This window comes from Methylomonas sp. EFPC3, from assembly GCF_029643245.1.
Lineage (GTDB): Bacteria > Pseudomonadota > Gammaproteobacteria > Methylococcales > Methylomonadaceae > Methylomonas > Methylomonas koyamae_B.
Genome location: NZ_CP116398.1, coordinates 3,151,010 through 3,163,017, shown reverse-complemented (window position 1 = coordinate 3,163,017; position 12,008 = coordinate 3,151,010). Strand labels below are relative to the sequence as shown.

The following is a 12,008-nucleotide window of genomic DNA, read 5'->3' as shown; positions in this document are numbered from 1 at the left end:
TTTATGTTTCCGGCGACAACGCCGAGCCGGTTTCGGTATAGTGCCCTTGAATTTTTGCCGGATGACGACGATGAAAAAACTGTTGCTTACCCTGCTTGCCATTGTGTTGATTATCGAGGAATGGCTGTGGGACTTCCTGTCGGCTTGCGGCCATTATCTGGCGCTGTGGTTGCGGCTGGAACGGGTTGAAGTTTGGCTGAGCCGAACCTCGCCGCCGATGGCCTTGCTGGCGATTACGGTACCATTAATGATCGTGACGCCGATCAATCTCGCCGCGTTGTCGCTGCTGGTGCACGGCTTGCTGCTGCAGGGGATCTTGCTGGAAGTGTTCGCCAAACTGCTCGGCACCTTACTGGTGGCAAGGGTGTTCAACCTGACCAAACCGCAACTGCTGACGTTTAGGCCAATCGCTTTTATCTACCACACCATCAGCGCTTGGCTGCGCTGGGCGCATGCCAAAATCGCCGATACTGCAATTTACCGCTTTGCCAAACAATTGAAAGCGGATGTCAAAGCCAAAGTCAAAGCCTGGCTGGCTTGATCGAAGGGTGGGTCGGGAGCAGGCGATGGCATTGGCATTTAGTAAGGCGGATGCGAACGACGCCGAGGCCTTGGCGGAGTTGATCAACTCCGCCTATCGCGGCGAAAGCAGTCGCCTGGGTTGGACCACCGAGGCCGATTTGTTGGAAGGCCGCCGCATCGACGCCGCCGGCATCGTCAAGTTGTTGGCTGGCGCCGACTCGTTGATTCTGGTCTGCAGGCAACATGGCCAATTGCTGGGTTCGGTGCATTTGCAATACGGCGCCGGCCAGGTGCAGATCGGCATGCTTGCGGTCAGTCCTTGCCACCAGGGCCAGGGCATCGGCAAACAGCTATTGCGTCAAGCCGAACAGTGGGCGGAGCAGGTCTGGCCGGTACAGCGCTTTTCGATGGCCGTGATTCCGTTGCGCCAGGAGCTGATCGAGTTTTACCAACGCCGCGGCTACCGCCGCACCGGCCAAATCCAACCGTTTCCGCTCAACCCGGCGTTATGGACGCCTAAAGTCGGCGATTTATGCCTGGAGCGGCTGGAAAAACCGGCCCGGTTCAGCACAGAGTCGCCGCCGCCAAGCCGGGTTGCGGATACCGATGCTGCCGACGGCTAAGGGCTTGCGGTTTGCGCGATCAGCTTGCCGGTCAAGGTCGCCCCGGCGCTAGGCTCGGCAATCCGCCCGGCGTAACTCAAAATCGGCAGGCCGGCGAATAACTTGTCGCCGTCTTGACGCATCGAGGCTTTGGCGGCTTCGTAGTCCTGTTGCCAGCGCGGGGCGAATTCGTTGGCGTCCTGGTTGGCACCGGCGCCGCCGGCCAGGAATAATTCGCGGGTAGCCGCGCCGGGATTGACGAAGGCGATCAACTGCGCATCCTGCAACCGCGTTTTTTCGGCGCCGCGCTGCCAGTCCAGCGGACTCAGCGACTGTTTGTTGCAGGCGTCTTTCATCCGCGTCAACAAGTTCGGCGAGCTGGCGGCCAGAAACAGGCTGCCGCCACCGCATTCGGCGCCAAGGTCGGGATTTTTCAGATACTGGGCATAAGCAGCACTGGCTTGCGGTTGGCTGGGGTTGGCGACGACGACGCCGACCGCACCGCTCGGGTCGTCCGGGCTGAAGTCCCACACCAGGCCGATGCCGGCCGCTTCCGGGCCGGGCGGGTTGGCTGACGGGCCGGTAGTCGCCCATTCGCGCCAATCCTCCGCAGTCAGGTCCGGCGGCAGCGCCAGGCTGGCGGCGAAGCCGGCGAAGGCATCGTGCGGAATGCTGGCAACCACCCCTTCGAACAGCCGGCTGTGCAATTGACCCTGCCAAGTCGCGGCCGGCAAGTGCAACGCGCCCGGTGCGCCGGCAGCGAGCGCAAAATCCCAGCGCAACGGATAGGTTTCCGCCCCGGCGAATACCGGCAACAGATTGGCGACGAAGGCCTCGCTGCGCACGGTCAGGCTCAGCGGCGCATCACTGTCGGCCGGTTCCGGCACGGTGCTGTCCAACACATTCAGTAACGCTTCCAGGCTTTGCGCCAGATAAATCCGGCCGCGAAATTCGGTAAAGAACAGTTTTTGCAGGCCGATGCGGGCTTCCAGAATCGGTTCCGGCAACTTGGCGACCCGGTAGCCGCTGCTGGCCAGGACGCCGGCCAGCGCCGGCAGGGCTTGGTCGGCCAAGCCGCTGGCGCTGCGCCGATAACTGATGACCCAGCCCTGGCTGCCGTGAGCCATGTCGTAATGCAATTCGGCGTTGGCATTGACCGCGTCGCGTAGTACTTGCAGCAAAAAGTCGCCTTGCATGCCTTGTAAGTTGAGTTGTTCGGCTTTGACGTGCAGGCTTTGCAGCAGGCCGAAGAACAGGCCTTTGACGAAACGGTTTTCCACCATCTGCCGCAGTTCGGGCTGATTGTCCCACCAGTTCAGAAACGCATCGCCGCGGTTGAAATACAAGGTAAACGCCACCGGATGTTTGCGCACGTACCAGGCGGCGCGGCGGGGGCAATCGGCCGGGCGCTTGATCGACACGTCCACTGCGGTGGCGGAACCGATGTCGCCGCCGGTCAGCGCCGGGCAGCGCTCGTCGCCGGCAGGCACCTCGTCATTGCTGCCGACTAGCGAAGCACTAGCGTCCAGATCGTTCCGCGCTGCATCGCGCAATTTCACGGTCAAGTCCAGCAGCGGCAGGTCGGCGCGGACCAACTTGGCCAGAGGTTGCTCGGTCAAGTGCTGGTAAAGCGCAACGCTTGCACCGGCGGCCAATGCTATACCGGCGGCGATGGCGGTCAGGCGCTTTGCGGTGGTAAGCGGTTCCATTCGTACACTCCGAGGAAATAGGGGTTTTCCGGGCGGGGAATCCAGACCGGGTCCGGCGATTGCAACAATTCGGCGACGCGCACCACCCGTACCTGACCTTCGCTGCCCTGGGCGCCGTTATGGTAGACGGCCAGATTCTCGGCGCGGCCGGCGGCGAAAAGCATCAGGTGGTAGGGTTCGTCGTTTATCAAAGGCTTTTGGTAGACCAGCAAATCGCCGCTTTGCGCCGTGGCCAGATCGCGAGATTTCAGCCGGAAGTTATAGCCGATCAGGGTTTCGGCGTCGGCGAAATGGCCGTAACGGGCGGCGCCGTTATTCAAACCGGTCTGCCAGATTTGCGGATAGCCGGGCAATAGTTTGCGGGCCTGTTCGGAGACGGTTGGCAGTTTCAATTTGTTGGGGATGCCGAGTTTGGCGCTGCGGGCCGCATCGCGCGGCTCCAGAGCGGTACGGTAGGCGAAGCGGACCAGGCCGGCGCAGTCGCGTTGTTTGGGTTCCCATAGCGGGCTGAGCTTGCGGGCCTGTAGCAGCGCAATGTTGGTGACGCTCTCGCGCAAGGCCTCGGTATCTTGTGGCGGCAGATAACCTAGCTCTTCCGCGCTGTCCTCGGCTTCGCCTTCGCGCTTTGGTTCGTGTTGAATGTATTCGCGCACCTCGGCCGGCATGTCGCGCTCGGCGTCCTGGCCGGGGACATAAATTTTCGCCGGCTGGCGGTTGCCCTGGATCGAGACGTAAGCCAGGGTTTGGGTTTCGCCGGGACGGGCCAGCGGTTTTTGCACCCGGCGCCGGCTCTCGGTGGGCAGGCCTTCGTCGAGAATGATGTCCAGGTTCGCTAATGTGTGTTGGACCGCGCCGCCCGGCCAATAATTGGTATCGATGCGGAACACGCCAACCGGCGGCGCCGGGTGCACGTATAGATACGGGCCGTAGCCGGCCTGGTCGAAGTTGTCGCCGTTGGAGTTTAAAAAGAAAATGCCACCGCTGTTGGAGTTGGTATCGGCCCAATAGACGTGGCTTTTATCCGGTTCGTAGATATGCAAGTCGGTATAGACGCCGTCGCTGTCGCTGGTCAGGATCACTTTCAATGCGATCGGCGAAATCACCGCGTCTATGGTGGTCGAGGCCTTGGCGACGCCGGCGGCATTGGCGCATTCGGCGATGACGCTGTTTTTACCTTTTGCGGCCGGGAAGGCCCGGCTGAAACTGCCGTTGAGGTTGCGCACGTAGTAACGCACACCGTTGATGTTGACGACGATGGGGTCCGCGTTGGGGTCGGAGCAGGTACCGGCCACGGTAATCTGCAAGCCGCTGGTCCAGCCCCCGGCCGGTTTGCTCAGCGTAATGGCCGGCGCTTCGGTTTGGCCTGCGGCAAGCGGCCGTTGCTGGCCGCGGCGGGCCAGGATATCGGGGTCGTCGCTGGGAGCGGCCAGACATTGCAGCGCGAAAGCCAGGCCGGCCAGCGTCAAGCCGGGTAGCCGGCATCGGTTGAACAAGGTAAATCTCCGCATCCAGGCCTCCACCGGCTATCGGACTCCAATTCGGTGCAGGAACTGTAGCAACCAAACCCGCTAACGGCAAATCTGGGTCTGGTTCGCCGATGTCGGCGGGGTTGCTTGCGGGGAAGTTGATGTTTGGCCTAACCGGTCTCGGTTTCCTTGTCGTCGTCGGACGTGATTTCGGAAATTTCCTTGAGCCGGGCGACGGCTTTGAAGTTGACGCTGCCTTCCGGGTACTGGCCTTCGGCGTTCATCGCGCCGGCTTCCTGCCCGGTCAACAGGTTCAAGGCTTCGTCGACGCTGGAAATGGCGTAAATCGCGAACAAGCCTTGTTCCACCGCGTCGATCACTTCCCGTTTCAGCATCAGGTTGCGTTTATTCGAGGCCGGAATGATTACCGCCTGTCGGCCGGTCAAACCGCGCGCGGCGCAGAGTTCGAAGAAGCCTTCGATTTTTTCGTTGACGCCGCCGATGGCCTGCACTTCGCCGTATTGGTTGATCGAGCCGGTCATCGCAAAGCCCTGCTTGATCGGGGTGCGGGTCAGTGCCGAGATCAGGCAGCACAATTCGGCCAGCGAGGCGCTGTCGCCGTCGATGTGGCCGTAGGATTGCTCCATGGCGATGCTGGCCGAGATCGCCAGCGGAAATTGCTGGGCGTAGCAGTGGCCGAGGTAGCCGGTCAGAATCATCACGCCCTTGGAATGGATCGGCTGACCGAGTTCGACTTCGCGTTCGATGTCGACGATGCCGCGCGAGCCGGGATGCACCGTGGTGGTGATCCGCGCCGGCGCGCCGAAGCTGCTACCGCCGATGTCCATCACGGTCAGGCCGTTGACCTTGCCGATGGCTTCGCCGTCGGTATCGATCAAAATCGTGCCGTCCAGCATTTCTTCCAGAATGGCTTCGGCGATGCGGCCGTTGCGTTGCTCGCGGGCGGCCAGCGCCAGTTCGACTTCGGCCTTGCCGATCTGCGCGGCGCCGGTCTGGCTACCCAGCAGGTTGGCTTCGGCGATGATTTCCAGACAGTTGTTGACGTGCGCCGACAGCCGTTGCTGATTTTCGGCCAGCCGGCAACTGTGTTCGATCAGTCTTACCAGGGCGCCGTCGGTCAGCGGTTTGGCGCCGGCATCGCGCGCCTGTTGTTTCATGACCTGCACGAATTGGCCGATGCTGTCCGGCGTGCGTTTGATGTAGTCGTCGAAGTCGGCCAAGACGCGGAACATCTCGTTGAATTCGCTATCCAGCTCTTCCAACAGATAGTAAATATCGCGAGTGCCGACCAAAATCACTTTGACGTTGAGCGGGATTACTTCCGGCTTCAAGGTGATGGTGTTGATGCCCAATTCCGAATACGGCGATTCGATCTCGATCTTGCCGGCTTTCAGTGCCCGTTTCAGGCCTTCCCAGACGAAGGGATAGGTCAGTATTTTTTCGGCGTCGAGGATCAGGTAACCGCCGTTGGCCCGGTGCAGCGAGCCGGGGCAAATGCGGCGGTAGTTGGTGATCAGCGTGCCTTGGTCGCTGATATATTCGATGCGGCCGAACAGGTTTTGGTAGATCGGGTGCGGTTCGTAGATGACCGGTGCGCCGGCGGCGTCGTGTTTGCAATCGACCAGGATGTTGGGCAGATATTGTTCGACCAGCATCTGGCGCTTGGCGATGATTTCCCGGCTTTCCGGATTGCGAGTCGGCATCAGGAAATCGCTGATGGTGTTGCTCAGGTTTTTCTCGACTTCCGCCAGATAGGTGATGACGTCGTCGACGTTTTGGTATTTGTCGGTCAGTTCGGCCAGTAGCGGTTCCAGGGCCAGTTTGATCGTGTCGCTATCCAGTTGGCGGATTTCTTCGGCCAGTGTGCGCCGCCATTGCGGCAGTTCCAGCAGCACGTCACCCAAGTATTCTTCCAGTTCTTCGGTGTGTTGGTGGAAGGCGTCGCGCTCGGCTTCCGGCAGCAGCGTGAATTGCTCCTCGTCCAGCGCCTTGTTGTTGCGGATGGGCAGGAAGGTGATCGAGTCGTTGTCGCGGTACAAGGCCACGCCCATCGCTCTGGCTTTGCTGTCGACCAAATCGATCGCCGCGTTGTAGCGCTGGTTGAAACGGCGCTCGATCGCGGTTTTCTTTTGCTGGTAACTGGGGCTTTCGAATGCGGCCGGAAAGGTGGCCAAGACGTTGTCGATCAGCTTTTCGATGTCTTTCGCAAAACTATGGCCTTCGCCGGACGGCAGTTCGACGGCGACCGGTTCCCGCGGGTTTTCGAAGTTCTCGACATAGGCATAGGATAGCGGCGATTCCTGCTGCTCGGCATAGGCGGTCAGATGGTGGCTGACCATCGATAGCCGGCCGGTTCCCGGATCGCCCATCACGAAGATGTTGTAACCGGGGGCCTTCATTGCGATGCCGAATGCCAGCGCCGACTGGGCGCGGTTTTGGCCGAGGATGCCGCTATACGGGCCGGCGGCGTCGGCCGGCAGGTCGATCGTCAGCTTCAGCGTTGCGGCCGGCAGTTTCAAGTGATCTAACATGTTGTTCAGGAACGGTCGGGTACCGACAACATGTGGCGCATGCGTTCGGCCTTGGTTTTCAGATAGTCGAGGTTGTCGCGGTGGATGCGGGTTTCGATGGCAATCCGGTTATTCACTTGCACGCCGAGTTTGGTCAGCTCGTCGATTTTTTGCGGATTATTGGTGATCAACTCGATCGAATGTACCTTCAGGTTGTCCAGGATCAGCGCGGCGATGTCGTATTGGCGCTCGTCGGCCAGATGGCCGAGTTTGATGTTGGCATCGACGGTATCCAGACCTTGGTCTTGCAGGTTGTAGGCTTGCAGTTTTTTCAACAGGCCGATGCCGCGGCCTTCCTGGCGCAGGTAGATCAACACGCCGTAGCCGGCCGTGTCGATCATGTCCAATGCCATGTCCAACTGCTCGCCGCAGTCGCAGCGGCGGGAGCCGAGCACGTCGCCGGTAAAGCATTCGGAATGGATGCGAACCGGCACGTCGTCCTTGCCGGCTACGTCGCCTTTGACGAAGGCCACGTGTTCTTTGTCGTCCAGGCTGTTGCTGTAGTAATGCAGGATGAATTCGCCGTGTTCGGTCGGAATCCGGGTTTGAACTTTGTCTTCTACGGTTGCTTTCACTGAGCTGGAAATCCTTGAAATGCGCGGGTTACGCGGCTAAGCCTTTTGCGATCGCCTCACGGGAAACGATGGCAAAAGGCTCCAGCCCGCGATGTTTGGCTTTGCGGCGGTATTGGGTTTTGTCGGCGTAGGTTTGCGCCTTGTTGAATTGGCGGGCGAATTTGGCGACCGGGTTATGCTTGGGTTTGGCCGGTAAACCCTGGCCGGGGTTTTGTTTTCTCATGCTTTTTTCTCGCTAAGCTATTAAAATAACGTTTTATTTGAACATAGATTGCCTGTGAAATTCCAGAAAGACTTTGACGTGATCGTGGTCGGCGGCGGCCATGCCGGCACCGAGGCGGCGCTGGCGGCGGCGCGTACCGGTGCACAAACGCTGTTGCTGACCCAAAACATCGAAACGTTGGGGCAGATGAGTTGCAACCCGGCGATCGGCGGCATCGGCAAGGGCCACTTGGTCAAGGAAGTCGATGCGTTGGGCGGCATCATGGCCAAGGCCATCGATTTGGGCGGTATCCAGTTCCGGATTTTGAACGCCAGTAAAGGCCCGGCGGTGCGGGCAACTCGGGCCCAGGCCGACCGTATGCTTTACAAACAAGCGGTGCGCAGCGCGTTGGAAAATCAGCCCAATCTGGCGCTGTTTCAACAAACCGTATCCGATTTGATCGTGCAAGGCGACCGCGTTACCGGCGTCAAAACCCAGATGGGTTTGGAATTTAACGCCAAGGCCGTGGTGTTGACCGCCGGCACCTTCTTGGCCGGCCGTATCCATATCGGCCTGGAAAATTACAGCGGCGGTCGCGCCGGCGATGCGGCTTCGATTGCATTGGCGGAGCGCCTGCGCGAATTGCCGTTCCGGATCGGCCGTTTGAAAACCGGTACCCCGGCCCGCATCGACGGCCGCACCATCGATTACAGCAAGTTGCAGGAACAGCATGGCGATACGCCAGTGCCGGTATTTTCGTTCATGGGCAATCGCCAGCAGCACCCGCGCCAGATTTGTTGCCATATCACGCGGACCAATCAGGAAACCCACGACATCATTCGCTCCGGCTTGGATCGCTCGCCGATGTATTCCGGCATCATCGAAGGCGTCGGTCCGCGTTACTGCCCGTCGATCGAAGACAAAGTAGTGCGGTTTGCCGACCGTGATTCGCACCAGATTTTCGTCGAACCGGAAGGCTTGAATACCAACGAAGTCTATCCGAATGGTATTTCGACCAGCTTGCCGTTCGATATCCAGTATCGTTTCATCCGTACCATGCTCGGTTTCGAAAATGCCGAAATCGTCCGTCCCGGTTATGCCATCGAATACGACTTTTTCGATCCGCGCGATCTGAAGACGTCGCTGGAAACCAAGCACATGAATGCGCTGTTCTTCGCCGGCCAGATCAACGGCACCACCGGCTATGAAGAAGCGGCGGCGCAAGGCTTGATCGCCGGTTTGAACGCCGCGCGGCTGGCAAAAGGCCTGGAAAGCTGGTGCCCCGGCCGCGAGGAAGCTTATATCGGCGTGATGATCGACGATTTGATCACTCGTGGCACCGCCGAACCCTATCGAATGTTCACTAGTCGCGCCGAATACCGCTTGCAGTTGCGCGAAGATAACGCCGATCTGCGTCTGACCGAACAAGGCCGCGAATTGGGTTTGGTCGACGACGAGCGTTGGCACCGGTTCGAGGAAAAGCGCGAAGCGATTGCCAATCTGCAAGGCAAGCTGGCGAAAAAGTGGATCAGAGCCGAATCCGACGAAGCGGCGTTGGCCGAGCAGTATTGGGGCAAAAAGCTGTTCAAGGAAGCCAGCTTGATGGATATGCTGCGCCGGCCGGAAGTCGATATCGAAAACCTGTTAACCTTCAGCGACGAAACCGAAGTTGACGAGCAAGTTGCCGAGCAGGTGGCGATTCAGGCCAAATATGCCGGTTACATCGACCGTCAACAAACCGAAATCAGCCGTACCCAGCGTTATGAGCATTTGAAATTGCCGGAAAACGTCGATTACAGTCTGGTGTCCGGCCTGTCCAATGAAGTCAGCGAAAAACTGAAAAAACAGCGCCCGGAAACTCTGGGTCAGGCGTCGCGGATACCCGGCATCACACCGGCGGCGATTTCGTTGTTGTTGGTGCATCTGAAAAAGAAAAGCGCCTGATGCAAGCCTGTCGGGAAAAATTGCAGCAGGGCCTTGCGGCCTTGGCGTTGAATTTGTCTGCCGAGCAAATCGAATCGTTGCTCAAGTTTGTACAGCTGATTGCAAAATGGAACAAAGCCTATAACCTGACCGCCGTGCGCGAACCGCTGGAAATGGTCGGTTTGCATATTCTGGATAGTCTGGCCGTATTGCCGCATATCAAACCGTCCCGAATCGCCGACATCGGTACCGGTGCCGGTTTGCCCGGCATACCATTGGCGATTTGCCGCCCCGAATGCAAGTTCGTGCTGGTCGATTCCAATTCCAAGAAAACCCGTTTCGTGCAGCAGGCTGTGCTGGAATTGAAGCTGAGCAATGTCGAAGTGGTGCATAGCCGGGTCGAGCAGTTCCAACCTGCCGAATTGTTTGACATGGTGTTGATGCGGGCTTTCGCCTCAATGCCGGACATCGTTAAAATGACCGGTCATTTATTGGTCGACGACGGCGTGCTATTGGCGATGAAAGGCCAGCAGCCTGTCGAAGAGTTAGCCGGAATAGACGCCGAATACCAAGTGATCCCGTTGGCGGTGCCTGGCATAGATGCCGAGCGTTGTCTGATTCGCATAGAGAGACTCAAGCATGGCTAAGATAATCGCGATCACCAACCAAAAAGGCGGTGTCGGCAAGACTACCACCAGCGTCAATCTGGCGGCGGCGTTGGCGGCGACCAAGCGCAAGATTCTGTTGATCGATCTTGATCCGCAGGGCAATGCCGCGATGGGCTGCGGCGTCAACAAGGACGAGCTGGAATATTCCAGTTGCGAGTTGTTGCTGGAAGAGGTGCCGGTCTCAGGCATCATCGTCAAGAACAAGGATTTGGGGTTCGACTTGATTCCGGGTAATGCCGATCTGACTGCCGCCGAAGTGCAATTGATGACGGCTCAGCATCGGGAGCGACGTCTGGCCGATGCCTTGTTGCCGGTCAAGGATCAGTACGATTACATTTTGATCGACTGTCCGCCGTCGTTGAACATGCTGACGCTGAACGCCATGGTCGCCGCCCACAGCGTTTTGATTCCGATGCAATGCGAGTATTACTCTTTGGAAGGCTTGTCGTCGTTGATGTCGACCCTGCGCAATATTCGCGATACCGTGAATCCGGGTTTGCATTTGGAAGGCATACTCAGAACGATGGTCGATAGCCGGAGCCGGTTGGGCAAGGACGTGTCTGACCAATTGATCGAATATTTCGGCGACAAAGTGTTCCGGACCACGATTCCCCGGAATATCCGCTTGGCCGAGGCACCCAGCCACGGTGTGCCGGTCTTGGCTTACGATAAAGCGTCGCGCGGTGCGGTCGCCTATATCGCGCTGGCCGGCGAATTGATCCGCAAACACAAAGCAGCCAAATGATGAATCCGAAAAAACGCGGTTTGGGTCGAGGTTTGAGCGAGTTGCTCGGCGATGTTTCGGCCCCGGCTCCGGAAAAAACCCACGACACCCAAAAGTTGCCGATCGAATTTCTGCAACGCGGCAAGTACCAGCCGCGTAAGGATATGGATCCGGAAAAGCTGAAAGAGCTGTCTGATTCGATTGCTGCGCAAGGCATCATTCAACCGATTGTCGTGCGCAAAATCGCCGGCGAGAAATACGAAATCATCGCCGGCGAGCGGCGTTGGCGCGCCGCGCAGTTGGCCGAGCTGGCCGAAGTGCCGGTGCTGGTGAAAGACATCGACGACCGTTCGGTAATGGCGATCGCTTTGATCGAAAACATCCAACGCGAGGATTTGAATGCGCTGGAAGAGGCCGAAGCCTTGCACCGCTTGCAGGACGAATTCGAGCTGACGCATCAACAGGTCGCCGAAGCGGTCGGCAAGTCGCGCACCACGGTAACTAATTTACTGCGCTTGTTGGAATTGGCCGGCGAAGTCAAAACCATGCTGGGCAAAGGCTTGCTGGAAATGGGTCATGCTCGCGCCTTGCTGGGTTTGGACGAATCGAAACAGGTCGAGATTGCTCATAAAGCAGTCAAGCAAAGCTTGAGCGTGCGAGCGGTGGAAAAGCTGGTGCGTGAGATGCACGATGAAAAGCCGGCGGCTCAGGCGAAGAGAATCGACCCCGATACCTTGCGTTTGCAGCGCGAGCTGTCGGAACGCACCGGCGCCAAGGTCGAGATCAATCATCAGGCCGGCGGCAAGGGCAAGTTGATCATCAATTACACCAGCCTGGAAGAGTTGGAAGGTATCATTGGGAAAATTCACTGATGCGGCAGGTTGTCGCAAGCCCTTGTCGGTTTGTCGCATCTCCGACACGGTTTTTTCAACAAACCTTAGAAATACTATTGATTTTGCCACTGGCACGGCTATTGCTTTTGTTGTCGGGGCGTTAAACGAATTGCCGCTGTGGTATCAATTTCTT

Annotated in this window: 11 protein-coding genes; 6 read left to right on the top strand and 5 right to left on the bottom strand. The window is 58.6% G+C overall.

Annotated features, from left to right (window positions below):
* The first annotated feature begins 70 nt into the window (after positions 1–70).
* On the top strand, positions 71–541 hold the full coding sequence (locus PL263_RS14175) for a hypothetical protein (RefSeq protein ID WP_140913197.1): 471 nt from the start codon (positions 71–73) through the stop codon (positions 539–541).
* Positions 542–566: 25 nt separating this feature from the next.
* Positions 567–1,145, top strand: a complete 579-nt coding sequence (locus PL263_RS14170; protein ID WP_278209957.1) for a GNAT family N-acetyltransferase — start codon at positions 567–569, stop codon at positions 1,143–1,145.
* On the opposite strand, the gene PL263_RS14165 is transcribed toward PL263_RS14170, so the two are convergent.
* The 5 genes from PL263_RS14165 to PL263_RS14145 all read right to left on the bottom strand — a co-directional run bounded on the left by PL263_RS14165 (position 1,142) and on the right by PL263_RS14145 (position 7,688).
* A complete protein-coding gene (locus PL263_RS14165) occupies positions 1,142–2,833 on the bottom strand; it encodes a hypothetical protein (RefSeq protein WP_278209956.1) in 1,692 nt (563 codons plus the stop codon). The genes PL263_RS14170 and PL263_RS14165 overlap by 4 nt on opposite strands.
* A complete protein-coding gene (locus PL263_RS14160) occupies positions 2,803–4,341 on the bottom strand; it encodes a DUF1175 family protein (protein WP_278209955.1) in 1,539 nt (512 codons plus the stop codon). The genes PL263_RS14165 and PL263_RS14160 overlap by 31 nt, the downstream gene beginning before the upstream one ends.
* Positions 4,342–4,469: 128 nt before the next feature.
* Positions 4,470–6,851: an ATP-binding protein gene (locus tag PL263_RS14155; RefSeq protein ID WP_278209954.1), complete on the bottom strand. Its 2,382-nt coding sequence runs from the start codon at positions 6,849–6,851 to the stop codon at positions 4,470–4,472.
* Between the two features lie 5 nt (positions 6,852–6,856).
* The gene (gene ribA / locus PL263_RS14150) at positions 6,857–7,465 is read right to left on the bottom strand and encodes a GTP cyclohydrolase II (RefSeq protein WP_140913192.1); all 609 of its coding nucleotides are present in this window, start codon (positions 7,463–7,465) and stop codon (positions 6,857–6,859) included.
* 28 nt (positions 7,466–7,493) lie between these two features.
* Positions 7,494–7,688 carry a hypothetical protein gene (locus tag PL263_RS14145; RefSeq protein ID WP_140913191.1) on the bottom strand — a complete coding sequence of 65 codons (195 nt, stop codon included), beginning with the start codon at positions 7,686–7,688 and terminating at the stop codon, positions 7,494–7,496.
* Between the two features lie 54 nt (positions 7,689–7,742).
* Here PL263_RS14145 and mnmG point away from each other — a divergent pair, with 54 nt between their 5' ends.
* From mnmG to PL263_RS14125, 4 genes are read left to right on the top strand one after another with little or no spacing between them, the layout of a single operon-like run.
* Positions 7,743–9,611 carry a tRNA uridine-5-carboxymethylaminomethyl(34) synthesis enzyme MnmG gene (mnmG, locus tag PL263_RS14140; protein ID WP_278209953.1) on the top strand — a complete coding sequence of 623 codons (1,869 nt, stop codon included), beginning with the start codon at positions 7,743–7,745 and terminating at the stop codon, positions 9,609–9,611.
* Positions 9,611–10,237 carry a 16S rRNA (guanine(527)-N(7))-methyltransferase RsmG gene (rsmG, locus tag PL263_RS14135; RefSeq protein WP_278209952.1) on the top strand — a complete coding sequence of 209 codons (627 nt, stop codon included), beginning with the start codon at positions 9,611–9,613 and terminating at the stop codon, positions 10,235–10,237. Before mnmG ends, rsmG begins: the two co-directional genes overlap by 1 nt.
* A complete protein-coding gene (locus tag PL263_RS14130) occupies positions 10,230–11,003 on the top strand; it encodes a ParA family protein (protein ID WP_140913188.1) in 774 nt (257 codons plus the stop codon). Before rsmG ends, PL263_RS14130 begins: the two co-directional genes overlap by 8 nt.
* Complete coding sequence (locus PL263_RS14125; RefSeq protein WP_278212882.1) at positions 11,003–11,854, top strand: ParB/RepB/Spo0J family partition protein; 852 nt, start codon at positions 11,003–11,005, stop codon at positions 11,852–11,854. Before PL263_RS14130 ends, PL263_RS14125 begins: the two co-directional genes overlap by 1 nt.
* Positions 11,855–12,008 lie beyond the last annotated feature (154 nt).